Annotated in this window: 32 protein-coding genes; 19 read left to right on the top strand and 13 right to left on the bottom strand. The window is 33.7% G+C overall.

Translation table 11 applies throughout. From position 1 onward, the window contains the following. Positions 1–38: 38 nt before the first annotated feature. From FN795_RS13675 to FN795_RS13735, 13 genes are all read left to right on the top strand, one after another. A complete protein-coding gene (locus tag FN795_RS13675) occupies positions 39–605 on the top strand; it encodes an anthranilate synthase component II (protein WP_035648151.1) in 567 nt (188 codons plus the stop codon). 125 nt (positions 606–730) lie between these two features. Further along, positions 731–1,135, top strand: a complete 405-nt coding sequence (locus FN795_RS13680; RefSeq protein WP_142451115.1) for a GNAT family N-acetyltransferase — start codon at positions 731–733, stop codon at positions 1,133–1,135. 115 nt (positions 1,136–1,250) lie between these two features. Continuing rightward, positions 1,251–2,246 carry an anthranilate phosphoribosyltransferase gene (trpD, locus tag FN795_RS13685; protein ID WP_142451116.1) on the top strand — a complete coding sequence of 332 codons (996 nt, stop codon included), beginning with the start codon at positions 1,251–1,253 and terminating at the stop codon, positions 2,244–2,246. A gap of 79 nt (positions 2,247–2,325) precedes the next feature. Then, positions 2,326–3,105, top strand: a complete 780-nt coding sequence (gene trpC, locus FN795_RS13690; RefSeq protein WP_142451303.1) for an indole-3-glycerol phosphate synthase TrpC — start codon at positions 2,326–2,328, stop codon at positions 3,103–3,105. A 91-nt stretch (positions 3,106–3,196) separates the two neighbouring features. Then, positions 3,197–3,829, top strand: coding sequence for a phosphoribosylanthranilate isomerase (locus tag FN795_RS13695; RefSeq protein WP_142451117.1), 633 nt, complete (start codon positions 3,197–3,199; stop codon positions 3,827–3,829). A gap of 12 nt (positions 3,830–3,841) precedes the next feature. Then, positions 3,842–5,023 (top strand): tryptophan synthase subunit beta, encoded by a 1,182-nt coding sequence (gene trpB / locus FN795_RS13700; RefSeq protein ID WP_132989783.1) that lies wholly within the window; start codon positions 3,842–3,844, stop codon positions 5,021–5,023. 127 nt (positions 5,024–5,150) lie between these two features. Continuing rightward, entirely contained in the window at positions 5,151–5,468 is a 318-nt protein-coding gene (locus FN795_RS13705) for a gamma-glutamylcyclotransferase family protein (protein WP_142451118.1), read from the top strand. Between the two features lie 10 nt (positions 5,469–5,478). Beyond that, on the top strand, positions 5,479–6,216 hold the full coding sequence (locus tag FN795_RS13710; protein WP_142451119.1) for a carbon-nitrogen hydrolase family protein: 738 nt from the start codon (positions 5,479–5,481) through the stop codon (positions 6,214–6,216). A 57-nt stretch (positions 6,217–6,273) separates the two neighbouring features. Next, positions 6,274–7,035: a tryptophan synthase subunit alpha gene (gene trpA / locus FN795_RS13715; protein ID WP_142451120.1), complete on the top strand. Its 762-nt coding sequence runs from the start codon at positions 6,274–6,276 to the stop codon at positions 7,033–7,035. A gap of 275 nt (positions 7,036–7,310) precedes the next feature. Beyond that, positions 7,311–7,940, top strand: a complete 630-nt coding sequence (locus FN795_RS13720) for a TetR/AcrR family transcriptional regulator (protein ID WP_142451121.1) — start codon at positions 7,311–7,313, stop codon at positions 7,938–7,940. Then, on the top strand, positions 7,930–9,252 hold the full coding sequence (locus FN795_RS13725; protein ID WP_142451122.1) for a TolC family protein: 1,323 nt from the start codon (positions 7,930–7,932) through the stop codon (positions 9,250–9,252). The genes FN795_RS13720 and FN795_RS13725 overlap by 11 nt, the downstream gene beginning before the upstream one ends. A gap of 12 nt (positions 9,253–9,264) precedes the next feature. Continuing rightward, on the top strand, positions 9,265–10,344 hold the full coding sequence (locus FN795_RS13730; RefSeq protein WP_142451123.1) for an HlyD family secretion protein: 1,080 nt from the start codon (positions 9,265–9,267) through the stop codon (positions 10,342–10,344). Between the two features lie 5 nt (positions 10,345–10,349). Beyond that, complete coding sequence (locus FN795_RS13735) at positions 10,350–11,939, top strand: DHA2 family efflux MFS transporter permease subunit (RefSeq protein ID WP_142451124.1); 1,590 nt, start codon at positions 10,350–10,352, stop codon at positions 11,937–11,939. Positions 11,940–12,183: 244 nt separating this feature from the next. Here FN795_RS13735 and yaaA read toward each other — a convergent pair whose 3' ends face one another. Continuing rightward, positions 12,184–12,942, bottom strand: a complete 759-nt coding sequence (gene yaaA, locus FN795_RS13740; protein ID WP_142451125.1) for a peroxide stress protein YaaA — start codon at positions 12,940–12,942, stop codon at positions 12,184–12,186. Between the two features lie 449 nt (positions 12,943–13,391). Here yaaA and FN795_RS13745 point away from each other — a divergent pair, with 449 nt between their 5' ends. Further along, positions 13,392–14,813, top strand: a complete 1,422-nt coding sequence (locus FN795_RS13745; RefSeq protein WP_142451126.1) for a CCA tRNA nucleotidyltransferase — start codon at positions 13,392–13,394, stop codon at positions 14,811–14,813. 13 nt (positions 14,814–14,826) lie between these two features. Then, positions 14,827–15,852 carry a COX15/CtaA family protein gene (locus FN795_RS13750; protein WP_142451127.1) on the top strand — a complete coding sequence of 342 codons (1,026 nt, stop codon included), beginning with the start codon at positions 14,827–14,829 and terminating at the stop codon, positions 15,850–15,852. A gap of 200 nt (positions 15,853–16,052) precedes the next feature. Here the strand turns inward: FN795_RS13750 and FN795_RS13755 are convergent, their stop codons facing one another. The 12 genes from FN795_RS13755 to FN795_RS13810 all read right to left on the bottom strand — a co-directional run bounded on the left by FN795_RS13755 (position 16,053) and on the right by FN795_RS13810 (position 24,112). Beyond that, complete coding sequence (locus tag FN795_RS13755; RefSeq protein ID WP_035647681.1) at positions 16,053–16,820, bottom strand: LytR/AlgR family response regulator transcription factor; 768 nt, start codon at positions 16,818–16,820, stop codon at positions 16,053–16,055. 52 nt (positions 16,821–16,872) lie between these two features. After that, positions 16,873–17,241 (bottom strand): 2TM domain-containing protein, encoded by a 369-nt coding sequence (locus tag FN795_RS13760; RefSeq protein ID WP_142451128.1) that lies wholly within the window; start codon positions 17,239–17,241, stop codon positions 16,873–16,875. A gap of 17 nt (positions 17,242–17,258) precedes the next feature. Further along, complete coding sequence (locus tag FN795_RS13765) at positions 17,259–17,627, bottom strand: 2TM domain-containing protein (protein WP_142451129.1); 369 nt, start codon at positions 17,625–17,627, stop codon at positions 17,259–17,261. Positions 17,628–17,645: 18 nt separating this feature from the next. Continuing rightward, the gene (locus FN795_RS13770; protein ID WP_244289981.1) at positions 17,646–17,951 is read right to left on the bottom strand and encodes a 2TM domain-containing protein; all 306 of its coding nucleotides are present in this window, start codon (positions 17,949–17,951) and stop codon (positions 17,646–17,648) included. 2 nt (positions 17,952–17,953) lie between these two features. Next, on the bottom strand, positions 17,954–18,286 hold the full coding sequence (locus tag FN795_RS13775; protein ID WP_142451131.1) for a 2TM domain-containing protein: 333 nt from the start codon (positions 18,284–18,286) through the stop codon (positions 17,954–17,956). A 2-nt stretch (positions 18,287–18,288) separates the two neighbouring features. Continuing rightward, positions 18,289–18,591, bottom strand: coding sequence for a 2TM domain-containing protein (locus FN795_RS13780; protein WP_142451132.1), 303 nt, complete (start codon positions 18,589–18,591; stop codon positions 18,289–18,291). Between the two features lie 2 nt (positions 18,592–18,593). Next, the gene (locus FN795_RS13785; protein ID WP_142451133.1) at positions 18,594–18,896 is read right to left on the bottom strand and encodes a 2TM domain-containing protein; all 303 of its coding nucleotides are present in this window, start codon (positions 18,894–18,896) and stop codon (positions 18,594–18,596) included. 2 nt (positions 18,897–18,898) lie between these two features. Further along, positions 18,899–19,228: a 2TM domain-containing protein gene (locus FN795_RS13790; protein WP_142451134.1), complete on the bottom strand. Its 330-nt coding sequence runs from the start codon at positions 19,226–19,228 to the stop codon at positions 18,899–18,901. Beyond that, complete coding sequence (locus FN795_RS13795; RefSeq protein WP_142451135.1) at positions 19,228–20,586, bottom strand: 2TM domain-containing protein; 1,359 nt, start codon at positions 20,584–20,586, stop codon at positions 19,228–19,230. Before FN795_RS13795 ends, FN795_RS13790 begins: the two co-directional genes overlap by 1 nt. A gap of 23 nt (positions 20,587–20,609) precedes the next feature. After that, positions 20,610–21,233: a hypothetical protein gene (locus FN795_RS13800; protein WP_142451136.1), complete on the bottom strand. Its 624-nt coding sequence runs from the start codon at positions 21,231–21,233 to the stop codon at positions 20,610–20,612. Positions 21,234–21,280: 47 nt separating this feature from the next. Then, complete coding sequence (locus FN795_RS13805; protein WP_208743580.1) at positions 21,281–21,688, bottom strand: DUF2141 domain-containing protein; 408 nt, start codon at positions 21,686–21,688, stop codon at positions 21,281–21,283. Between the two features lie 264 nt (positions 21,689–21,952). Further along, positions 21,953–24,112, bottom strand: a complete 2,160-nt coding sequence (locus FN795_RS13810) for a TonB-dependent receptor (RefSeq protein ID WP_142451137.1) — start codon at positions 24,110–24,112, stop codon at positions 21,953–21,955. Between the two features lie 139 nt (positions 24,113–24,251). On the opposite strand from FN795_RS13810, the gene FN795_RS13815 reads away from it, so the two are divergent. From FN795_RS13815 to gloA2, 4 genes are read left to right on the top strand one after another with little or no spacing between them, the layout of a single operon-like run. After that, on the top strand, positions 24,252–24,710 hold the full coding sequence (locus tag FN795_RS13815; protein WP_142451138.1) for a DinB family protein: 459 nt from the start codon (positions 24,252–24,254) through the stop codon (positions 24,708–24,710). Between the two features lie 11 nt (positions 24,711–24,721). After that, positions 24,722–25,180: a YciI family protein gene (locus FN795_RS13820; RefSeq protein ID WP_142451139.1), complete on the top strand. Its 459-nt coding sequence runs from the start codon at positions 24,722–24,724 to the stop codon at positions 25,178–25,180. A gap of 2 nt (positions 25,181–25,182) precedes the next feature. Next, positions 25,183–25,758: a sugar O-acetyltransferase gene (locus FN795_RS13825; RefSeq protein ID WP_142451140.1), complete on the top strand. Its 576-nt coding sequence runs from the start codon at positions 25,183–25,185 to the stop codon at positions 25,756–25,758. Then, positions 25,758–26,147: an SMU1112c/YaeR family gloxylase I-like metalloprotein gene (gloA2, locus tag FN795_RS13830; protein WP_035647704.1), complete on the top strand. Its 390-nt coding sequence runs from the start codon at positions 25,758–25,760 to the stop codon at positions 26,145–26,147. Before FN795_RS13825 ends, gloA2 begins: the two co-directional genes overlap by 1 nt. Positions 26,148–26,299 lie beyond the last annotated feature (152 nt).

The raw sequence follows: 26,299 nt of genomic DNA on the forward strand, positions 1-26,299 counted from the left end.
ATGAAACTTGAAACAAAAACAAAAACAAAAACAACACAATGAAAAAAATATTAGTTATAGACAATTACGATAGTTTCACTTACAATTTAGTGCACTATTTAGAAGATTTGAATTGCGAAGTAACCGTTTACAGAAACGACGAATTCGAAATTGATGAAATCGCATCTTTTGAAAAAATATTGCTTTCGCCAGGACCTGGAATTCCAGATGAAGCTGGTTTATTAAAAGCAGTAATCGAAAAATACAGTCCAACGAAAAGTATTTTGGGCGTTTGTTTAGGACAACAAGCCATTGGGGAAGTTTTTGGTGGAACACTTTCTAACCTTGACAAAGTGTATCACGGAGTTGCAACGAATGTAAAAACGGTTGTTTCAGACGAAATTTTATTTGAAGGCTTAGGAAACGAATTTGAAGTTGGAAGATACCATTCATGGGTTGTAGATGCCAATCTACCTGATACTTTAGAAGCAACTTCTGTTGATGAAAACGGGCAGATTATGTCGTTAAGACACAAAACTTTTGATGTAAGAGGCGTTCAGTTTCACCCAGAAAGTGTTTTGACACCAAACGGAAAAAGGATTTTAGAAAATTGGATTAAGAGTTAGTTTTTTTGTTTCAGGTTTCATGTTTCAAGTTGTTGGAACGTGAAACCTGAAACCTAAAACCTGAAACAAAACCATAGCATCTCAGTCCCGATAGCTATCGGGATAGCAACTTAGAACCTAAAAAAATGATTACAATTTCAGAAACCAGAGAAATCAACATTGACGACATTTTAGTTTTATATAAAGCAAATGAATGGAGTTCAGCCAGTAAACCGAATGAACTTTACAACGGATTATTAAATTCGGAGACTTTGGTAACGGCTTGGGAAGGAAAAAAGTTAGTCGGACTTGGGAATGCGATTTCTGATGGATTTTTAACCGTTTATTATCCGCATTTATTGGTACTTCCGGATTATCAGGGAAAAGGAATTGGAAAAATGATTTTGGATAAAATGCAGGAGAAATACAAACACTTTCACATGCAAATGTTAACTGCCGACGGAAGATCAGTTGATTTTTATAAAAAAAATGGTTTTGAACGAGCAGGAAAAACAGAACCCATGTGGATTTATCAAGGAAATGAACATTAAAATTTAGTTTCAAGTTTTATTTGTTTCAAGTTTCAAGTTGTTGGAACGTGAAACTTGAAACCTGAAACAAAACCTTAGCATCTTAGAACCTTAGCAACTTAGAATCTTAAACAAAATGAAAACTATATTAAATAAATTAATCAATCACGAAGTGCTTTCAAAAGAAGAAGCAAAAAACGTTTTGATTAATATTTCGAGCGGTCAATATAATCCAAGCCAAATTTCGGCATTTTTGACTGTATTTATGATGCGAAGCATTACAATTGAAGAACTATCTGGCTTTCGCGAAGCTTTGCTAGAATTATGCATTCGCGTTGATTTATCAGCCTATAACACTATCGATTTATGTGGAACGGGCGGTGACGGAAAAGACACTTTCAACATTTCGACTTTAGCATCATTCGTTTCTGCCGGTGCGGGAATAAAAGTGGCAAAACATGGAAATTACGGTGTTTCATCGATTTCAGGATCAAGCAACGTGATGGAGAAAATGGGAATTAAATTCAGCAACGAACCCGATTTCTTAGAAAAATGTATCGATCAGGCTGGAATTTGCGTTTTGCACGCTCCCCTATTTCACCCAGCAATGAAAAATGTTGGACCAATCAGAAAAGAATTGGCTGTAAAAACCTTCTTCAATATGTTAGGACCAATGGTAAACCCATCATTTCCACAAAATCAATTAGTTGGAGTTTTCAATTTAGAATTAGCGAGAATGTACGCTTATTTATATCAAAATACGGATGTGAATTTCACAATCCTACATTCGCTTGACGGTTATGACGAAATTTCTTTAACCGGACCAACAAAAATCATCACCAGCCATATGGAAGGTATGATCAAACCAGAAGATTTTGGCGTTCGTCTTTTATCCCAAACTGAAATCGAAGGCGGCACAACGATCGAAGAATCGGCTGAAATTTTCATGAATATCATTTCCGGAAAAGGAAACGAAGCGCAGAATAATGTAGTTTGTGCGAATGCCGCAATGGCAATCGCAACGGTTAACAAATGCTCTCCGCAAGAAGGATTTGAACTGGCAAAAGAAAGTCTATTCTCTGGAAAAGGGCTTCAAGCTTTAAAAAAATTACAGGAATTAAGTAAAATTTAGTTTCAGGTTTAAGGTTTCATGTTTCAAGTTGTTGGAACGTGAAACTAAAAAAACTTGAAACTTGAAACAAATCAAGACAATGAATATTTTAGATAAAATAATATTAGACAAAAAACGAGAAGTAATTCTGAAGAAATCAATCATTCCGGTTTCTCAATTGGAAACTTCGGTATTTTTTGGAAAACAGACGATTTCTCTTAGTCAGAAATTGAAAGAAAGCAATTCCGGAATTATTGCAGAACACAAACGCCGATCTCCTTCAAAATCAATTATCAACAATAATTTTACAGTTGAAGAAGTTGTAAAAGGATACGAAAATGCTGGTGCTTGCGGAATTTCTGTTTTAACCGACGGAAAATATTTTGGCGGATCTTTGGACGATTTACTTTTAGCAAGAGCTTCTGTAAATATTCCGCTTTTGCGAAAAGAATTTATTGTAGATGAATATCAGATTTTAGAAGCAAAAGCGCACGGAGCCGATTTGATTTTATTGATCGCAGCAGTTTTAACACGCGACGAAATCAAATCATTATCTGAATTTGCAAAAAGTTTAGGTTTAGAAGTTCTTTTGGAAGTACACAATCAGGAAGAATTAGAAAAATCAATTATGCCGACTTTAGACATGATTGGCGTTAACAACAGAAATTTAAAGACTTTTGAAGTAAGTCTGGATTTCAGCAAAGAACTAGCATCGCAAATTCCAAATGATTTTGTAAAAGTTTCGGAAAGCGGGATTTCATCCATCGAAGCCATTCAGGAATTGAAACCTTACGGATACAAAGGTTTCTTAATTGGAGAAAACTTCATGAAAACCGATAATGCTGGCCAAGCCGCTGTTGACTTTATTAGTCAGCTATAAGCAATAAGCTTTAGGCTATAAGCTGAAAAAAGTAAAAAATCAACATTATGCTAAAAAGCTTAAAGCTTAAAGCAGAAAAAAGCATCAAAAAATGAAACTCAAAATATGCGGCATGAAATATCCAGAAAATATCCTCGAGGTAGGCACGCTCCTACCCGATTATATGGGATTTATTTTCTGGGAAAAATCCGCTAGATATTGCAACGGGAATGTTCCTGAATTGATAAAAACAATCAAAAAAGTGGGTGTTTTTGTCAACCAAAATCAGGAAGAAATTCTGGAAAAAGTAGAAAAATTCAATTTACAAGCCGTTCAGTTACACGGAGAAGAATCAGTTGAATTTTGTTCAGAATTAAAAGAAAAACTTCCAAAGAAAATCGAAATTATTAAAGTATTTTCGGCTGACGAAAATTTTGATTTTGAAATCATTAAACCTTTTGAAAATGTCTGCGATTATTTTTTATTTGACACAAAAGGAAAACTCCCAGGCGGAAACGGAACAACTTTCGACTGGAGCATATTAAAAAAATACAATTCGAAAAAACCGTTTTTTTTAAGCGGTGGAATCGGAATGAACGAATTAAAAGCCATTGAAGAAATTTCAAAAACCAAACTACCTATTTATGCTGTCGATGTAAATAGCAAATTTGAAATCGAACCTGGGCTAAAAAATAAAAATCTATTAAGCAATTTCAAACGAAAATTTGATGTTGCCAACTTTTAAAATTTAAACAAAATGAGTTTTAACGTCAACGAAAAAGGATATTACGGAGAATTTGGAGGAGCTTACATTCCTGAAATGCTATATCCAAATGTAGAAGAATTACGCCAGAAATATTTAAGCATAATGGATGAACCTGATTTTAAGGCAGAGTTCAACCAGTTATTAAAAGATTATGTAGGACGCCCTAGTCCGCTGTATTTTGCAAAACGTTTGTCTGAAAAATACAATACCAAAGTTTATCTGAAAAGAGAAGACTTAAACCATACCGGAGCACACAAAGTAAACAATACAATCGGACAGATTTTGCTGGCGAAACGTTTAGGCAAAAAAAGAATCATTGCCGAAACCGGAGCAGGTCAGCATGGTGTTGCAACGGCAACAGTTTGCGCTTTAATGGGAATTGAATGTATCGTTTATATGGGCGAAATTGACATTGCGCGTCAGGCACCAAACGTGGCTCGTATGAAAATGTTGGGCGCAGAAGTTCGTCCGGCGCTTTCGGGTTCAAGAACCTTAAAAGATGCTACAAACGAAGCTATTCGAGACTGGATCAATAATCCGGTTGATACACATTATATTATCGGATCGGCAATTGGACCACATCCTTATCCAGATATGGTAACACGTTTTCAAAGTATTATTTCTGAAGAAATCAAATGGCAGTTAAAAGAAAAAGAAGGACGTGAAAATCCGGATTATGTTGTAGCCTGCATTGGCGGAGGAAGTAATGCTGCTGGAACATATTATCACTTTTTGCATGAGCCGGAAGTTGGAATTATTGCTGTTGAAGCAGCCGGAAAAGGCGTTGACAGCGGACATAGTGCAGCAACAAGCAAACTAGGAAAAGTAGGTGTTATTCACGGTTGTAAAACCTTATTAATGCAAACTCCAGACGGACAAATTACAGAACCGTATTCTATTTCTGCTGGATTAGATTATCCGGGAGTTGGACCTTTGCACGCGCATTTGGCACAAACAGGAAGAGGCGAATTTTTCTCTGTTACCGATGATGATGCAATGAATGCCGGTTTACAACTGACAAAATTAGAAGGAATCATTCCCGCTATTGAAAGTGCACACGCTTTTGCAGTTTTGGATCAAAAGAAATTCAAACCAACAGATGTTGTGGTAATCAGCCTTTCAGGCCGCGGTGATAAAGATTTAGATAATTATATTGACTATTTTAAATTGTAATAAAAATCGTAATTTGGGCGTTCCCTACGGTCGGGCTGTCCGCTATATCTTTTCATTTTTAAAGAAAAAATAAAAAGGATGCCGCTCCCATCCCTAACGCATACAAATAACGAGAAAAATAATAATTATGGAACAGTTATTCTCATACGGAACTTTACGATCAAAACAGATTCAAATGCAGGTTTTCAATAAAGTATTAACAGGCACTGCAGATCAATTACTGGGTTACAAATTAAAAAGCCTTCAAATTGAAGAAGAATTTGGAATGGCTGATTATGTTGTGGCAGTAGCAAGCGAAAATCCTTCTGAAATTATACACGGTATGGTTTTCAATGTTACTTTAGCAGATTTAGCCAAAGTTGATTTATTTGAATCTAACGCCTACAAAAGAGTTCAGGTAACGCTAAAATCTGGAACTGTGGCTTGGATTTACATGGAAAATTAATATCAGAAAAATGATTTTAGCTGCGGCACAAACCAAACCAAAACGCGGAGATATATCTGCCAATTTATTGAATCATTATCAGCTTATCGAATTGGCTGCTCAAAATGGCGCCAATTTGATTGCTTTTCCGGAATTGTCAATTACGGGTTACGAAAGAGAAAATGCGGCACCGCTAGCTTTTACAAAAGACGATTACAGAATTGACCATTTAAAAGAATTGGCTGTCAAAAATAATATTATAATTATTGCCGGAGCGCCTATTCAAGTTGAAAATGAAATGTTTATTGGGGAATTTGTAATTTCTCCGGATAATTCGGTTTCAATTTATACGAAGCAGTTTTTACATGAAGGTGAAGATGAATTTTTCCAATCGTCTTTCAATTATAATCCAATAATTACGATTGAAAATCAGAAAATATCATTCGCGATTTGCGCGGATATTGACAATCCGAAACATCCGGAAAATGCCAAAAACAGAGAATCAGATATTTATATTGCCAGCATTTTCTTTTCGCCAAACGGAATTCCGAATGCGTATAGAGACTTGCAAAATTATGCTGAGAAACATAAAATGAATGTTTTGATGTCCAATTTCAGCGGAGAATCCTGGGGATCGCCATCGGCAGGACAAAGCGCATTTTGGAACAATAAAGGAGAATTAATTGGTCAGATGAATGATTCAGATTCCGGATTATTATTGGTTGAAAACAAAAATGATACTTGGACAAACAAGATTATCATTAGTTAAAATAAAAAACAAATACCCAGCAAGTTTTGAAAACTTGTTAGGATAAAAAATAAAACGATGAACAGAATAACTCAAAAATTACAAGAAGATAAAAAGATATTATCAATTTATTTTTCTGCAGGATATCCAAGTTTAAATGATACCGTTCAAATTATACAAGATCTAGAAAAAAACGGAGTGGATTTAATTGAAATCGGACTTCCTTTTAGTGATCCTTTGGCAGACGGACCAACAATTCAGGCGAGTTCGACGCAGGCACTTCATAACGGAATGACGACTCAAATTCTTTTTGACCAGCTGAAAAACATCCGCGAAAGCGTAAAAATTCCGTTGATTATTATGGGATATTTTAATCCGATGCTACAATACGGAGTTGAAGCTTTTTGCCAGAAATGTGCTGAAATTGGGATTGACGGATTGATTATTCCAGATCTTCCGGTTGATGTTTACGCTGATGAATACAAAGCTATTTTCGAAAAATATGGTTTAATAAATGTGTTTTTGATTACGCCTCAAACTTCTGATGAAAGAATTCGTTTTATTGACAGCGTTTCAAACGGATTTATTTACATGGTAAGTTCTGCAAGTGTTACGGGTTCTCAAAGTGGTTTCGGAAATGTTCAGGAAGATTATTTCGAAAGAATTGGAAATATGAATTTAAAAAATCCTCAAATCGTAGGTTTCGGAATTTCGAATAAAGAAACTTTCAATCAGGCAACAAAATATGCAAAAGGCGCTATTATTGGAAGTGCTTTTATCAAGCATTTGAGTGAAAGTGGAAGTGGAAAAATTGCTGAGTTTGTTGGTGAGATTCGATAAATATCTCCAATAAAAAGTTTTATTTGTCATTTCGACGAAGGAGAAATCACACTAGAAATTCTGCAAACAAAGTCGCCAATCTTTGTTGAATTACGAGTGTGATTTCTCCTTTGTCGAAATGACAAGATTGCGAAAAAAGCTGAAATACTTGGTGTTTCAGCTTTTTTTATTCAAAAAAACGAAACCGTTTTATGTTAATATTATGTTAAAATAAAATTAAACAAGCGTTTAAATTAAACAACTGTTTAATTTTGTACTCAATTAGAAACAATACCATGTCAAACATCGAATTAAACGATAAAAAAATTCAGATTCTTGAAGTAGCAGAAAGTCTTTTTTCTGAGAAAGGATTTGAGGGGACATCCATACGGGATATCTCAAAAGAGGCAAAAATCAACATTGCCATGGTGTCCTATTATTTTGGGTCAAAAGAACGGCTTCTGGAAGCTTTAATTCTTCATAAAACCACCGATTTAAAATTACAACTCGAAAATTTATTGCAGGAAAACATTGAACCGCTTGACAAAGTCAATAAATTAATCGAAATTTACATTAACAGAATTTGCCTTAACAAAGGCATTTACAGGGTTTTACATTTTGAATTAAACAATAAAAAAAGAGAAAAAAGCCTGAATGCTTTTACAGAACTTAAAAAAGGAAATTTAAAATCTGTTGAAAGTATTATTAAACAGGGACAAGATCAGGGCGTTTTTAGAAAAGATTTAAATATTCCGCTTATTACGCCAACGATTATTGGAACCTTTTTCCACTTTCATATGAATCGTTCTTTCTTCGAAGAATTATTGGATTTAAAAACCGAGGAAATGTTTAACAATTACATTAAAAACAATCTTACAAAGCACATTCAACAAACTATAAAAGCGCTACTTGTTTATGAAAATTAGTCAATTAATGCTCTTTGGAGTTTTCTTCATCGGAATATCTTCAATTGAAGCACAAGAAAAAACAAGTTTAACCTTAGACGAAGCCGTTAAAATGGCTTGGGAAAAAAGTAACGAAGTTACGCTTGCCAACACTAAGGTAAACACAAAAAAATACGAGCTAAAAACCGTAAAAAATAATCAATACCCAGACATTAAGGTTTCTGGTCAATATCAGCGACTTACAAAAGCTTCGATTGATATGCATAATGACGGGAGCGATCCGGCAACTTTAGCATCTCCTGACAGAGCTATGTTGGGAATGGCAAATTTAAGTCTTCCAATTTTTGCAGGTTTTAAAATTCAAAACAGCATTGATGCATACGACAACTTATATGAAGCTGAAAGTGCAAATGCTGCAAAAACAAAAGAAGATGTTGCTTTAAAAGTAATCACTTATTATACTGCATTATACAAAGCTCAAAAAACTTTAGATGTTTTAAACGAGAATCAAAAAAGTGCTAAACAACGTGTTACTGACTTTATAGAATTGGAGAAAAACGGAATTATTCCTAGAAACGATTTATTGAAAGCTCAATTATTGGTTTCGAAAACTCAATTATCTATTGATGAAGCAAATAACAACATCAATAATATCAACTTTTACCTTACTACTTTATTAAAATTAGATCCTTCTGTAAAAATTGAGGTGAATGAACAGGATTTCTTTAATCTGAAAACAACCAACTCAATAACATCTGACGCTGTTGCGCTAGAAAGCAGAAAAGATTTGGAAGCAATTAGATTACAAGGAAAAGCTTCAGAAGCTAATGTTAAAATAGCAAAAGCTGGATATTATCCTTCACTTTCATTACTTGGAGGTTATACAGCATTTGACCTTAAAGACATTATTACGGTAAAATATGCCATGAACTTCGGGATTGGTTTATCGTATGACTTGTCTGGAATTTTGAAAAATAATGTTCATGTAAAAGAGGCAGAAAGCAGGGCTTTGGAAGTAAAAAATACTGAAGCTATCATGACGGACCGCATTAAAGTTGAAGTTCAAAAATCTATTGAAGATTATGATTTGGCAATCAACCAAAGTGTGGTTTATGAAGAAGCGCTTCAGCAGGCAGCGGAAAACTACAGATTGGTAAAAGACAAGTTTGACAACGGACTTTCAGACACAAACGACTTGGTTGAAGCCGATGTAGAACATTTAAATGCCAAAATTCAAACTGCTTTATCTAAAGCAACTATTATTCAAAAATATTACGAATTACTTTCAGTCTCAGGACAATTATCACAATCATTCAATCTTTCTAAAATATAATCGATAGCTCTCATGGAAAAGAAAAAGACAAATAAAAAATTCATCATCATACTTGCAGTTCTGATTTTAGGAGGCGGTAGTTACGGAATATCAAAATACTTACACTCTCAGGCACACGAAGAAACGGATGATGCTCAAATCGAGAAAAAAATGAATCCGATTATTCCTAGAGTATCAGGATATATCAGCAAAGTTTATGTTAAAGATAATGATTTTGTAAAAAAAGGAGATACCTTATTTACTATCGACAAGAGAGATTATCAATTAAAGATTGATGAGGCAAATGCTGCATTATTAGGCGCTGAAGGTCAATTTGAAGCTGCTAAAGCTGATATTGGAAGTGCTTACGCAAGCATTAATGTCTCTGATGCTCAAATGAAATCTGCAAGTGGTTCTATCGAAAGTGCTAAAATCAGATTGAGACAGCTTACAAACGATTATAACCGTTATAACAATTTATACAAAACGCATACCATTACAAAACAGCAATATGAGCAGGCTTTAACAGCAAAAGAAGAAGCTGAAAATCAAGTACGCGTTTTAGAACAACAACAAAAAGCAACTTCTTACCAAAAATCTGTTATTCAGTCAAAATCTAAAGTTTCTGACAAACAAACAGAAGTTGCAGCTGCAAATATCAAAAAAGCACAAACAATGCTTGATGTTGCTAAATTGAATCTTACTTACACTGTTGTAACTGCAGCAATTGATGGTCAGGTTTCTAAAGTTGACATTCAGCCAGGACAATTGGTTCAGCCAGGACAATCTTTATTTTATATCATCAATAATAACGAAGCTTGGGTTGTAGCTAACTTTAAAGAAACGCAATTAAACAAAATGGTTGTGGGACAAAAAGTAAGTTTAAAAGTAGATGCTTATCCTAATTATGAGTTTAAAGGAATTGTAACTTCTTTTTCTCCTGCTACAGGATCTCGTTTCTCTTTATTGCCTCCTGACAATGCAACAGGAAACTTCGTAAAAACAATTCAGAGATTACCAGTAAAAATTAGTTTAGATCCTTCAAACGATCCTGAAAAAGTAAAATTATTACGCCCAGGAATGAATGTTGATGTAGACGTACATTTGAAATAAAATAAATGGCAACAGCAGTACAAGCAGAAGACGATTTAGTAGAATACGGCTACAGACGTGTAATCATTACGATTACGGCAGTACTTTGTGCACTGTTGGAAATTGTAGATACAACGATTGTAAACGTAGCGCTGACAGACATGCGAGGAAGCCTTGGTGCTACCCTGACTGATGTCGCGTGGGTAATTACAGCATACGCAATTGCAAATGTTATTGTAATTCCGATGACGAGCTGGCTATCACAGCAATTTGGAAGACGTAATTATTTTGTGGCTTCTATCATATTATTTACGGTTTGTTCCTTTTTATGCGGAAACGCCAGTAATATATGGGAACTTGTAGCCTTTAGATTCTTTCAGGGAATGGGTGGAGGTGCGTTACTTGTAACCGCACAAACAATTATTACCGAAAGTTATCCGGTTGCAAAACGTGGTATGGCGCAGGCAATTTATGGAATGGGTGTAATTGTAGGTCCAACTTTAGGTCCGCCATTAGGAGGATATTTAGTAGATAATTATTCTTGGCCTTATATTTTTTACATCAATATTCCACTAGGAATTATTGCCACAATTTTAGCACTTACTTTTGTAAGAAGTCCAAAATATGGTGAAAAACTAAAAGCAAACCAGGTTGACTGGTGGGGAATTATATTGTTGAGTGCTTTTATTGGTTCATTGCAATTCGTATTAGAACATGGACAACAAGACGACTGGTTTAATGATCCACTAATTGTAACATTAAGTGTTGTAACCGTTCTAGGATTGGTATTGTTCATTTGGAGAGAGCTTACCTACAAACATCCAATTGTAAATTTAAGTGTTTTAAAAGATGGAAATTTAAGAATTGGGACCGTTTTGTGTTTCATTCTAGGTTTCGGTTTATATGGATCAACTTTGATTATCCCAATTTACACGCAATCCATTTTAGGATGGACCGCAACTGATGCAGGTTTATTATTAATCCCAGGATCGATTACGACTGCGATTATGATGCCATTTGTGGGTAATATGATTCAGAAAGGTGTTCCACAAGGTTATATGGTTGGAGTAGGATTTTTAATTTTCTTCTTCTTCACCTTTATGATGCAGACACGAATGACGCCAGACACAGGTGTAGAACATATGTACTGGCCGTTGATTTTAAGAGGAATTGGTTTAGGATTACTTTTTGTACCTATTACAACACTTTCACTTTCAACTTTAAAAGGAAAACATATTGGTGAAGGAGCAGCTTTCACCGGAATGATGAGACAATTAGGAGGTTCTTTTGGTATTGCAATTATTACCACTTTTATAACACGTTTTAGTCAGGAACACAGAGTAAATCTGATTAATAATTTGGATCCTGCAAAATTCGATGTTCAACAACGTATTTCAGGAATGCAGCATGCTTTTATGGCGAAAGGCTATAGCGCCGATGTGGCACTCAAAAAAGCCTATCAGGCAATAGATTATTCGATCATGAAGCAAAGTACCGTAATGTCTTACATGGATATTTTCATGTATTTAGGAATTATGTTCTTATGCTGTATCCCAATCATCCTTTTTATCAAAAAAGGAAAGAACAAAATTAGTGCAGCCGACGCAATGCATTAATAATAATAATTTTATAATACGCAGAAACGCCGAATTCATCATTTAGAATTCGGCGTTTATTTTTTTGTTTAACCGCAAAGTACGCAAAGAATTTATTCCAAAAGAGTCTAAAAAAACGCAAGGTTCGCAAATCTTTATGTAAAAACTTTGCGAACCTTGCGTAAATCATTGTGCCTTTGCGGTTAAAAAACTTAGTCCTGATAGCTATCGGGATAGCAACTTAGAACCTTAGCATCTTAAAAAATCATCTTGTAAAAACCAAATGATTTCCTTTTGAAAGATTTGCATCAAACTGATATCCTTCGTAATTAAAACCTTTTAAGTCATCAATTGTTTCGGCATTTGTGTCGATGATATAACGAACCATCATACCTCTCGCCTTTTTTGCAAAAAAACTGATCATTTTTAATTTTCCGTCTTTATAATCTTTAAAATCTGGAGTAATTACAGGAACTTTCAACGCTTTTACATCAACAGCAGAAAAATATTCATTACTTGCTAAATTCACGAATAATTCGCCTTTTTTCAATTCTTTATTCAACGCTTTAGTAACTGTTGGCTTCCAGAAATCGTGCAAGTTTTTAGATTCGGCAACTGGCATTTTAGTTCCCATTTCTAAACGGTATGCCTGCATTAAATCAAGTGGTTTTAAAAGTCCGTAAAGTCCTGACAAGATTCTTAATTTATCCTGCAAAACATTTAATTTTTCTAACGGAATTGTATAAGCATCTAATCCTGTATAAACATCACCGTCAAAAGTATAAACCGCCGGGCGCGCATTTTCGGGCGTGAAAGGCGTTTTCCACTCCTGATTTCTTTTCCAGTTTAAATCGGCTAGTTTGTCTGAAATTGACATTAATTCTGATAATTCAGCTGGCTTTTTTTGTTTAACCACTTTGTGAACTATTCTCGCTTCTTTTAAAAAAGAAGGCTCAGTATATTGAGATGTTGGTAATTCTTTTTCGAAATTCAGTGATTTCGCTGGCGATATAACAATTTTCATTTGTATGTTTTTCTATGTTTCAAAAATACAAATTGAATTTTTAAAAACAGATTATCTCAATTGATTTGTTCTATTGTTGTATTTTTTTTCCGCCACTCCCGATAGCTATCGGGATCACGAATTTTCAATAATTAATGTTTGACTCAGATTGAAGATTTTTTTGCCACAGATTACAAGATTAACGCAGATTTTTTAATCCTTTTAATCTTGTAATCTGTGGCAGAAAAAAATAAATTCGGGTAATTAGTATAATTCGTGGTAAACCTTTTGTCTTTTCACAAAAATCAATATCAAAAACTATTAATTTCTTCAAAAAAGTTGGCTGCAGATTATAATAGGCATTTTCTATGTTGTAAATTTGCATGCATTTTATTTCATCTGAAATTCAAATTGCATTTTTACTCAAAAATTAGTGATCCCGATAGCTATCGGGAGTGGCAAAAATAAAAATGAATTATAAATCTGCTTTACAAAACAAAATCTTCGATATCATTTCGAAAGCTTCTCAGGAATTAAACGTAGACTCTTATGTAATAGGAGGATTTGTTCGTGATTTGCTTTTAAATCGAGGTTCTAAAAAAGACATTGACGTTGTTGCAGTTGGAAGTGGAATCGAATTAGCTTTAAAAGTTTCTGATTTACTTCCAAACAAACCAAAAGTTCAGGTTTTTAAAACTTACGGAACCGCAATGCTTCGTTTTGAAGATACTGATATTGAATTCGTAGGCGCCCGAAAAGAATCCTATAACCGCGACAGCCGAAACCCGATTGTAGAAAACGGAACACTTCAGGACGATCAAAACCGTCGTGATTTCACTATAAATGCGTTGGCTTTATCTTTAAATGAAAATAATTTCGGAGATCTTTTAGATCCTTTTGATGGTTTAGCCGATTTAGAAACCAAAACAATCAAAACGCCTTTGGATCCGGATATTACCTATTCTGATGATCCTTTGCGAATGCTTCGTGCGATTCGTTTTGCAAATCAGTTGAATTTTGAAATTGAGGAGAATTCCTTAAATGCAATTACAAAAAATGCAGAACGCATCAAAATTATAACCGGCGAAAGAATTGTAGATGAATTGAATAAAATTCTTTCTACAGATAAACCGTCAATAGGATTTTTACTTTTATATAAAACAGGACTTTTAGATTTAATTTTACCTGAATTAACTGCGTTGAATCAGGTCGAAGAAATTGAAGGTCATACGCATAAAAACAATTTTTATCACACTTTAGAAGTTGTCGATAATATTTGTCCAAATACTGATGATGTCTGGTTACGTTGGTCTGCATTACTTCATGATATTGGAAAAGCGCCGACAAAACGTTTCAATAAAAAACAAGGATGGACTTTTCACGGACATGAATTTCTCGGTGGAAAAATGGCAAAGAAAATCTTCGAACGTTTGCATATGCCTTTGAACCACAAAATGAAATTTGTGCAAAAAATGGTCATCATGAGTTCGCGTCCAATTGTTTTGGCACAAGATATTGTGACTGACAGTGCGGTTCGTCGTTTGGTTTTTGACGCTGGCGAAGATGTAGAAAATTTAATGATTTTATGTGAAGCCGATATCACGACCAAAAATCCTGCGAAATTCAAAAAATACCATAAAAACTTTGAGCTTGTCCGCAAGAAAATTGTTGAAGTTGAAGAACGCGATCATGTTCGTAATTTCCAACCACCAATTTCCGGCGAAGAAATTATGGAAATGTTTGATTTAAAGCCTTCCCGCGAAATCGGAATTTTAAAAGAAGCTGTAAAAGAAGCCATTTTAGAAGGTGATATTCCGAATGAATATCAAGCGGCTTATGATTTTGTAATTAAGAGAGCTGAAAAGTTAGGCTTAAAAAAAATAGAGAAATAAGTATTTTAATAAAATGAAAAAAGAGAATAAATCAGTAATCATTTGGTTACTATCAGGTTGTGCTTTATTATTTTTAATGGTTGTCGTGGGCGGAATTACGCGTTTAACCAATTCAGGTTTATCAATGACCGACTGGCATTTAGTAACCGACACTTTCCCGCCTTTAACAGAGGCAAAATGGCAAGCTGCTTTTGATGAATACAAGAAGTTTCCAGAATACCAAAAAATCAATATTCACAACGATTTTCAATTAGCCGATTATAAATTTATTTATTTCTGGGAATGGTTTCACCGTTTCATCGGACGTATTATTGGTTTGGTTTTCTTTGTGCCTTTTGTTTACTTTTTAGCTAAAAAGAAATTAGATACAGATACAATCAAAAAATGTGTTGTGCTTTTAGGAATGGGCGCTTTTCAAGGATTCTTAGGATGGTTCATGGTTCGAAGCGGATTAATTGACAACCCGGATGTAAGTCACTTTAGACTTTCTTTACACCTGACTTTTGCCTTTATCACTTTCGCTTACACACTTTGGGTAGCGCTGGATTTAATTTATCCTGAAAGAAATATCAATAAAATTTTACCGCTTCGAAATATTGCACGTTATGCTTTAGCTGCTTTATTAATCCAAATTATTTATGGCGGATTTGTAGCGGGACTAAATGCTGGATTAATTCACAATCATTGGCCTTTAATGAGTGATGGCGAATTTATTCATGAATCGGTTTTTATTGAGCAATCATCTTTGATTAAGAATTTAATTGAAGGGAAAAGCGGCGTTCAGTTTGTACACCGAACTTTCGCTTATGTAGTTGTGGCAATTATTCTTTTTCTTTTCTTCAAAAGCAAAAAATACACACTTACGTCTACTCAGGCAAACGGAATCAAAACTCTTGTAGCATTTGTTTTCATTCAATTTTTACTTGGTGTTTTCACTTTATTGTATAGCGTTCCGTTGGCTTTAGGATTAATTCACCAAATTATGGCATTTTTTCTTTTGAGTGCGATGACGTATACTTTGCATAGATTGAGTAAATAATTTAAAATTTAAGACATAAAAAAAATCCTTCAAAATGAAGGATTTTTTTTTATGTATATAAGCCTATAATGTTTCCAATCTTTTCCAACCGGATTGATCCCGATAGCTATCGGGAGAGCCCTACAAAATGAATCGAGCCGCTGGCTCTTTATTTAGATAGTTTTGAAAAAAAATTAGATCTTAAAATGAGGGAAGTAATTTTATCCCAACCAAGCCTTAAAATCCTGTACTTTTTCTCGGCTTACAATTACCTCATCTTCTTTATAAGATGGCAAAATAACTTTAAGTCGGGAATTGGTGTAAACCTGAATTTCTTTTATTGCCTGAAGCGGAACAATAAATTTTCTGCTTACGCGAAAGAAATCCTTCATATCTAATTCCTGTTCCAGAATTTCCAGAGTTGAATCGATCAGATAATTTCGATTGTCGAAAGTGTGAATGTAAGTTCCTTTATTTTCACTGAAAAAACATTCGATTTCATCTGTAGTAATTACTTTTAAATGCTGTCCGATTTTAACTGTAAAACGTTTTTTGAATGTTTTCTCAAAAGGATTTGACAGCATTTTTCGTATTTGTTCAAAATCAAGCTGTAAATTACTGCTTTCTGATTCCGGTTTAGGAAGTCGGGTTTTGAATTTCGTCACTGCAACTTCCAGATCATCTTCATCAATTGGTTTTAAAAGATAATCGATGCTATTCAATTTAAAGGCTTTTAATGCATATTCATCATAAGCCGTTGTAAAAATTATAGCGCTTTTGATATCTATTTTTTCAAAAATTTCAAACGACAAACCATCAGAAAGCTGAATATCCAAAAATATTAAATCAGGATGCTGATTATTGGCAAACCAATCAACAGATTCTTCAACAGAATGCAGCATGGTTTCTACAGCAATATTTAATTTTTCTAATTTTCGCTGTAATAATCTTGCAGCCGGTTTTTCGTCTTCTATAATTAATGTGGTCATTTATTAAATTGAAAAAATTAAAAATTTGGTTTTGGTTATAGTTTTTGTAAAATTACTCCCATTTATTGGTATTTTGAGCTTCTTTATCCATATACTTCTGAATTTTTTTCTTTTCCCATTCGCTACCAAAAAAGACATCTGGTCCAAAAACAGAAAAAGCATGAATTACTAATGCGATTCCCCAATAAAAAGCAGTAGAATAAGTATGCCAGTCTGATAAGCCGTTGTAAATTATATCTTTTCCAAATACATCACGGTTTAAATTTGTTATTATAATTATGGCATTTACAATAATATAAACTCGTAAATGCGAGTAAAAGCCTTTTATTCTTTTGACTTTTCTGTAAGCGATATTAAAGTTTTCATCTTTACTATATTCTTCGCCATATTCTTCAAAAATGTTTCTTCCAAAACGTCTCATTTTATATGCCTTTTAAATTATTGCCATTTATTTGCTTTCGTAGACTCCTGATTCATATATTCCTGAATCTTTCTTTCCTCCCAGTCATCACTAAAGAATATGTCTCGTCCAAAAACTGATACAGCATGCATTACTAATGCAATTCCCCAGTAAAAAGCTGTAGAATAAGTATGCCATTCAAATAAGCCACTATCATTAAAATGACTTCCAATAAACTCTCTGTTCAAACTCGAAATGATAATAATTGCATTCACGATTAGATATACTTTTAAGTGCGAGTAAAAACCTTTTATTCTTCTCACTTTTCTGTATGCAATATTAAAGCGTTCATCACTCGAAAATTCATTTCTGTATTCTTCGTACATGCGTCTTCTTAAACGTCCCATTTTTTTATCTTTTAATGATTATTGCCATTTCTTTTTGTTCTCTTTTTCCTTTTCCATCAGTTCTTTTATCTTTTTTTCTTCCCAGTCTTTTCCAAGAACCGGAAATACTTCAAAAACCTTTAATCCGTGAAAAAGAACTCCAACGCCCCACCACATTAATGGCCAATAAAACCAAAGATGATTTGGTGAAGTCATTAAATTTATAACAATCAAAACTATGTTTACTAAAATAAAGGCCGTTAAGTTTCCATAAAAACCTTTTATATTTTCAACTTTCTTTTTTGCCAGGTAATATTTATCCTCGTCATTAAAATTTACTTCCATGATTATTCCCATTTTTGTTTTTTAACTTTTTTATTATCTAAAAGGCTTTTCATTTTTCGCTCTTCCCATTCTTCATCAAAAATCTTATATGAAGCAAACAAATCGATTACAGATACTAAAAATACACTTGTCCAAATTACCATTACAACACTGTTTAAATATTGTACAGGAAAGAAATTCAGTGAAACTCCGTAAAATTCTTTTAAAATATAGATCGTCAATCCAATCGTGTAAATAAATGCATGTACATATAAAGATCTGAATTGAACAGATTTTTTGCTGAAAATTTTTTGAAACTCAAATTTTCCTCGGTCATTATTACAATTTGTTTCCATAATTATTTCCAAGTTTGTTTATTTTTTTCTTTTTCTAAAATTTCTTTTATTTTTCGCTCCTCCCAATCTTTACTAAAAGCAGGTGAAATTTCAAAAGTTTTTAGACCATGTATTACTACTCCTATTCCCCAGCCGAACACACACCATATAAACCATAAATATTCTGGCGAAGTCATCAGGTTTATAACAATCAGGATTACCGTTACCAGAATAAAAACCGTTAAATGCTCGTAAAATCCTCTAATCTCTTTTACTCTTTTTTGAGCTTTCTGATAACGTTTTGCTTGAGTATGATCAGATTCCATGATTATTCCCAGATTTTTTTGTTATTTTCTTTCTCTAGAAGCTCTCTAATTTTTCGCTCTTCCCATTCTTTACTAAAGGCCGGCGAAATTCTAAAAACCTTCATGGCATGCATTACGATGGCAAATCCCCAGCCTAACAAAGACCAAATAAACCATAAATAACCTGGAGAAGTCATAAGATTTACTACTATTACAATTGGATTGCAAAGAAGAAACACGGTCAAATGCTGGTAAAATTCTTTAATCTCTTTTACTCTTTTTTGAGCTTCATAGTAACGTTCTGCTTCAGTATAATCTGGTTTCATAACTATTCCCATTTTTGTTTTTCGTTTTCTTTTTCTAAGATCCTTTTAACTTTACGCTCTTCCCATTCGGTTCCAAAAATTTTAAACGAAGCAAATAAATCTATTGCGTTAATTAAAAATGCTGTTGTCCAGATGACCATTACAAATCCGTTAATATATCTTAAGGGTAAAAAATTAAATGGTACTCCAAAATATTCTTTCAATACATAAATTACCCATCCAATAAAAAAGACAAATGCATGTGAATAAAATGATTTCAGTTTCTCTATTTTTCTTTTAGCAAACTGCTGTAAATCGTATTCCTCCTGATTATTATTGAAATGTGTTTCCATTATTTCCAGGTTTGTTTGTTGTTTTCTTTTTCTAAAATCTCTCTAATTTTACGTTCTTCCCAATCTGAGCTGTAACCAAAAACTTTAAAAGCATGCATTACAACTCCAAATCCCCAGCCCAAAGCTGAAAACCAAAACCATTGAAATCCAGGAGAATACCTCAAATTTATAAAAATTAAAAACGGAATCACGCAACAGTACGAAATAACATTTCCGTAAAAACCTTTTAATTCCTCTACTCTTTTTTTAGCTCTGAAATAAGCTTTGTTTTCATCGCTATAGTCTGCACTTGTTTCCATAACTGTTATTTGTTTAGTTAAAATCGGAATCTTAACTGTGAATGTTTTTTCATTTTGTTCTACTAAAACTTTTCTGTTGGTTACAATTCCGTATCGGTTTACGATATTTTGTAATCCAACTCCTTGTCTGTCCTGCAAAACTTCCTTCTTTTGAAAATCATTTTGAATCGCGAGATAATCTCCGTCAATAAAAATTCTGATATGCAAAGGTTTTTGTTCACTTACAACATTGTGTTTTACCGTATTTTCTAATAAAAGCTGCAACGATAACGGAACCACTTTTGCATCTGGATTAATAGCTGTTGAAGGCAATTCGTAGAACAAACTATTTTCGAAACGCATTTTCAGCAAATTCATGTACGTTTTCGCAAATGATAATTCGTCTTCAACTGAAACCAATTCTTTATCTTTTTGCTCCAAAACATAACGATAGATTTTAGACAAAGAGGTGGTAAATCGTTGTGCATTATCTGGATTTTCTTCAATCAAAGAACTTAATACATTGAGGCTGTTAAAAAGGAAATGCGGATCAATTTGGTTCTTTAAACTCTCGAATTTGGCATTTGCTGTTCCGGCGATAATCTTTTGTTGCGTGATTTCAAATTTTGATGCCTGTTTCCATTTCACCATAAAACTTCTGGCCTGCAAGAAAGTCGAAACTCCTAAAGAAACAACGATATAAAAAAGATGTACCCAAAGCATTCGTGCACTAAAAAACACATCTAAAGTAACATGTTGCAGGATAACAAAAATGAAATAATTTATTCCTAAAACTACCGGAACTGTATACAACACAGTAGTCAGGATTCCGTAATAAACTCTCAAATTTGTTTGTTCCAGCCAATCCCATTTTTTATCCAGATAAACGCTTATAAATCCGTTTCCAAAACCGAGTCCGAAAGAATAAAGACAGCTTACAAAAAAAGTTACTAGAACATTCTTAACGCTTAAATCGTCTCCCAAAAATGCTGAAAATAATATGGCAAAGACCATAGAAATCTTGAAACATGTGATTGTTCCATTTCTTACATCTGCAAAGCTACTTCTATAGTCTTTCATTCTAAATCAGCTTAAATTAGTTTTTATTTTTTACAATTTTTTTGTGCTTCTACTGCTCTTTCTAATCCCCATTTTGGTGAAAAAGGTGTTGCAGGTTTAAATGTAGCAAAAAGTTCAATAGCTTTATCAACTTGCGCACAAAGCGGTTTTGTATCAACTCCTGTCCATTTTGCGCCTCCTAATTGGTAGTCAGCTTCTCCAAAAACGGCTCTTGGATTATTTGGATCGATTGCTTTTGCTTTTGCGTAAGCTTCCATTACTTTTCCAGAATATTTCATTCCGTTTGTCATTGGATCAGCTACAACATATCCTGTGTAAATCAACGCTTGCATAACATAAAGCTCAGCATTGTTTTGATCTTTTATCATTTCCTGATCTAAAGCATCTTGTGCTTTTGTCAACAACAAATCAATTTTTGTTTTGTCTTTTTCAGAAAAAACGGCTGTTGCATTAATCAAGGCTACATAATAATTAGGCAAATAACTTGTTTTTTCAGCTGCTGCGATTCTTTCAAACATTGCAGAAGCTTCTGCATTTTTCCCTTCTTTCCAAAGCCCGAAAGCTTTTCCCATTCCTTGTTCAAACTGTGTTTGTGCTGAACTTATTACTACTACAAATAATGCGATTAAAGTGGTGATTTTTTTCATTTTATAAATTATTTAATGGTTTGTTATATGGATTAGTTATTTGTTTATTAGAATTTAATTTCGACTTTTGAATCTTTACTGACATTAAATTTAGCGTCGGCATACGCCGGAGGTCCCATAAATCCTTTTGCATTGTTTGAAGCTGCATATTCTTCTGATGGAATTCCCATTGCATTTCTGTCAAGCTTTCCGTTAATGTTTTCATCATGATAGGTTGAAATTGCATATTCTCCCGCAGGAAGATTTTCAAAAGTTACAACCGCTTCATTGTTTTTAATTTCGGAAGCAAGGCTTTTGTAAGTTGTTTTAAGAAAAGTTCCGTCTGAATTATATAATCCTACTTTAACAACTCCTGTGTCATTTTTTAAGCCTGAAACAGCAACAGTTAATTTTACATTTTGTGCAGACATTAAGCTGCAGATAAATAAAATAGTTATGGTAATAATTTTGGTCATGATTTCTTTTTTTTTTTAAGTTTCTAAGTTACTAAGGTTCTGAGATTCTAAGTTTTTGTTGATGACTAAAACTCTGTTGTTAATTTATACTTCAAAAGTATGTTGGTTTTTACTCTTTTAAAATTAAATGATACCGAGTTGTTGAATTTGGTTACTGAATTGTTTTTTTATTAGGTTCTGAGGTTCTGAGCGACTATCCCGATAGTTATCGGGACTAAGTTTTTTTTCTTAGCACCTTAGTAGCTTAGCATCTTAGAACCTTTTTTAAAGATTCTTCAACTGATTCTCATTTTTATTCTGGCTGATAGTCCAGAAGAAACCTACGAAGAAAAATCTATCAGCTGTAGGCACAACAGCTTGTCTTTGATATACTCCGTTTGGATCTGGGAGTTTTGCATAATCATATCCAAAAATATTTTGTGTTCCTAAAATGTTTGAAACAGAGAAATAAAGGATTTTTTGTGTTGTCAGCAAATACGCCCAGTTAAAACTCAAACTATTGTATGATTTTGTTTTTCCGTTCATAAATTGCGTTTGGTTTGGATCATTATACGGACGTCCTGAACTGAAACTGTTCGTAAAACCAATTTGCGATTTCCAGTCGGTAATAAAATATTTAGTTACGACAGACAAACTGTGATTGGCAACAAAACTTGGCGTCGCCATATTTGGAAAGTTTTTATATTGTCTTTCTGAATCGATATAAGAATAAGAAATCCAGTATTCTAAGTTTTTATACAAATTACTATCTCTCCAAAACAAATCGATACCTTTTGCATATCCTGAACCGTTGTTATTGAATACCGAATTGTACTCGATATTTTTTGTGTCATATTGCACTAGATTGTCGTACTCTTTATAATAAGCCTCTGCTCTAAAAGTCTGTCCTGGTTTTGTGAACTGATAATTCAAAATATAATGTCTTGCTTTTTCACTTTCAAATTGATGGTATTTTGAATATTTAATATAATCAACAACAGGCGTTTGTGAAAAATCTCCGTAAGCAAAAGAAAACTGGCTGCTTTTTGAAACTTTGTATGCCAATGAAGCTCTCGGCGCAATATTATTTTCGTTTAGCAAACTATTATTTGAATATCTCAATCCAACTTTCATTGCCAGTTTTTTAGAAAATAGAATATCTGCTTCAGTGTAAGCTGCAAAAATGTTCGAATCGTAACCGTTTGCCACATCAATAGAAACGTTATCATTTACATTTTCATTGAATTTTGTTATGAAATAATCTGTACCAAAAGACAATTTAAAATAGTTTGAAACTTTTTTCTGCAATTTTAATTTCAGCTGAGCAGCATTTTCGTTGTTGTCAACATCAGTGATATTGTATGTGATTTTATTTTTGCTGTATCCATAACTAATTCCAGAAGTCAACTGCCAGCCAGTTCCAAAAGTTCCTTTATAAGAAGAATTCAAATAAAAATTATTATTGTTCATATCTGTTCTGATTGGATTTTCAAAATTGATATTCTTCTGATTTAAGTCGAATTTTTCTGAATCGAAAGAAGCATATAATTTAAAAATTCCGTTTGTGAAATTGTATCTGTAAACGGTTTCACCACCAAGCGACTGATATGGATTATTCCAGTCAACATTCTGAGGAATTACAGCCTGATAAGGCGCTAAATTCACATACATCATATTTACGCTCAGCGAACTTTTTTTGAATTTTTGAGTATTTCCTAGGCCCAAACCAACAGTCATAAATGAAATATCTGTTTTTTCATGGTCTTCTTCATCATTAGTATTCAAAAGCAAAACACTTGATAAAGCTTCGCCATATTCTGCAGAGTAACCTCCGGTAGAAAAAGCAATTCCACTGAATAAGAAAGGAGAAAATCTACTTCTTGTAGGCAAATTATTTGTTGTTGCTCCATAGGGTTGCGCAACGCGAATTCCGTCAACAAAAGTCTGAGTTTCGCTGGCTTCTCCACCACGCACAAACAAACGTCCGTCCTCACCTACATTCTGCGTTCCAGGCAAAGTCTGCAAAGCCGCGATAATATTTCCTGCAGAACCTGCTGTGGTTACAATATCTAAAGGTTTCAAAACCGAAACTCTAGCTTTGTCACCAGATTCTAATGTTCCAGCAGTAATAACAACCGCATCGAGCGTGTTAACATTTTCTCTTAATTTGATTGTTTGGTCTTTGTAATTCGCAACATCAATTTCTTGCTTGAAAGTTTCAAAAAGTAAAAAACTTACCACGATAAACTTATTTCCTGTTTCAGTAGTTTGAAAAGAAAAGTCTCCCGTTTCAGAACTTGTTGCTCCGTCATAAGTTCCGTCAATATAAATATTTGCGCCAGCAACCGGTTTTCCTTTTTGGTCTACTACTTTTCCTGAGATGGTACTTTGGGCAAAAGTAAAAATGCTTGTTAATAATAAAATAAAAGTAATTCTAGTTTTCATGATCTTGGTTTTTGATGAAGCAAATGTATTTTAACATTTCTTGTTAAAAAATATTAAATAACCCAATTGTAGAATTTCGGGGATGAGTTGTAAAATACTTATTTGTATCTTAGCTGTAGTGTTTCTAAAACTATTAACTATGTCAGAAAGTAAAAGAGTTTCGAATTTATATCAATCCATTTATAATGGAAATCCGTGGCTTGAAGTTACCTTAGCAGATACTTTAAAAGATGTAACTGCAGCTCAGGCTTATAAAAAAATCAATCCTAATTTAAACACAATTTGGGAAATTGTGAATCACCTAATACAATGGAGAAGAAACATATTAAAACGTGTTCAAGGAGAAATAATTACAACTCCCGATCATAATTATTTTGTACCTATTTTAGATTCATCTGAACCAGCTTGGGAACAATCACTACAAAGTCTTGCAAAATCTCAGGAATTATGGAATGAATGTTTGAGTAATTTTAATGATGCAGATTTTGATAAAATAGATCAAAATAATAATCATAATTTTTATGAAGATATTCACGGAATTATTCAGCACGATGTCTATCATTTAGGACAAATTGTTATTTTGAAGAAACTGCTTTAAAAATCATTTTTATGAAAAATTCACTTTTTATTCTAGCATTATTTCTTTCCAGCTTCATTGGATTTTCTCAAGAAACTGAAGTAAAATATGATGAAGCTTTAGCCAAATCTCTTCATGCCGACGAATACGGAATGAAGAAATATGTTTTCTGTTTATTAAAATCTGGAACCAATACAACAGCTTCAAAAGAGGAAACAAAAAAATTATTTGAAGGTCATATGGCAAACATTGGCAAACTTGCCAAAGAAGGAAAACTAGTTGTTGCCGGACCTTTCATGAAAAACGACCGAAATTATCGCGGAATTTATGTTTTTAACGTAGAAACTATTGAGGAAGCAAAAGCACTTGTTGCCACCGATCCGGCAATAAAAGCAAACTTACTCGAAGCCGAATTAACGCCTTGGTACTGCACCGCAGCTTTGCAGGAAACTGTGAAAATACATGAGAAAATCGCCAAGACGAAAATGTAAATATGAAAACAGAAAAAGAAAAAATGATCTCTGGCGAATATTACAACGCCTTTGATCCAGAATTACTTAAAGGCCGAAGAGCAGCAAAAAACCTTTTGCACAGCCTAAACGTAAAAGAATACCGAGTTACCAAAAAAGCGAAAGAAATTTTGGCAGCATTGATTCCGAATGCGGGAGCTGGTCTATATATAGAACCACCTTTTCATTGCGATTACGGTTATAATATTTTCTGTGGCGAGAACGTTTATTTCAATGTGAATTGTGTTGTTCTGGACTGTGCGCCAGTAAATATTGGCTCAAATGTATTTATTGCGCCAAATGTTCAAATTTATACTGCCTCGCATCCGCTTGATGCCGAATTACGAAAAACTTTGGAAAATGCTTATCCGGTTACCATTGGCGACGATTGCTGGATTGGCGGAAATTCGGTTATTTGTCCTGGCGTAACAATCGGAAAAGGTTGTGTTATTGGCGCTGGATCTGTTGTTACAAAAGATATTCCAGACAATTCACTCGCCGTTGGAAATCCGGCAAAAGTTATTCGAAAATTAAACCAAGAACCTGAATCTACTAAATAATGCTTACTCTTAATAAAGTTCATCATATTGCCATTTTATGTTCCGATTACGAAAAATCGAAATATTTCTACACTCAGATTCTGGGTTTAACTATTATTCGGGAAATCTATCGTGAAGAACGCCAGTCTTATAAATTAGATTTGGCTTTGAATGGTTCTTATGTTGTTGAATTATTCTCCTTTCCAAATCCGCCACAAAGACCTTCAAGACCTGAAGCTGTTGGTTTGCGCCATCTGGCTTTCGAGGTTATTAATCTAGAAGAAACCATTGCTTTTTTAAACTCAAAAAAGATTGAATCTGAACCGATCAGAATAGACGAAACAACTGAAAAACGCTTTACTTTTATTGCAGATCCTGATTTGTTACCGATTGAGTTTTATGAGAGATAAGTTTTAAAGGTTCTGAGGTTCTAAGACTCTAAGATACTAAGGTTTTCTCATTTAGTTTAACGAATAATTAAGTACAGTTTGTCATTTCTCCTTCGTCGAAATGACAAGTTTGGGTTTAATTCCAAGTTTTAAGAAAAAAAAATTTTGTCACT

Origin of the sequence: Flavobacterium resistens (assembly GCF_900182645.1) — a bacterium.
In the GTDB taxonomy this organism is placed as follows: domain Bacteria; phylum Bacteroidota; class Bacteroidia; order Flavobacteriales; family Flavobacteriaceae; genus Flavobacterium; species Flavobacterium resistens.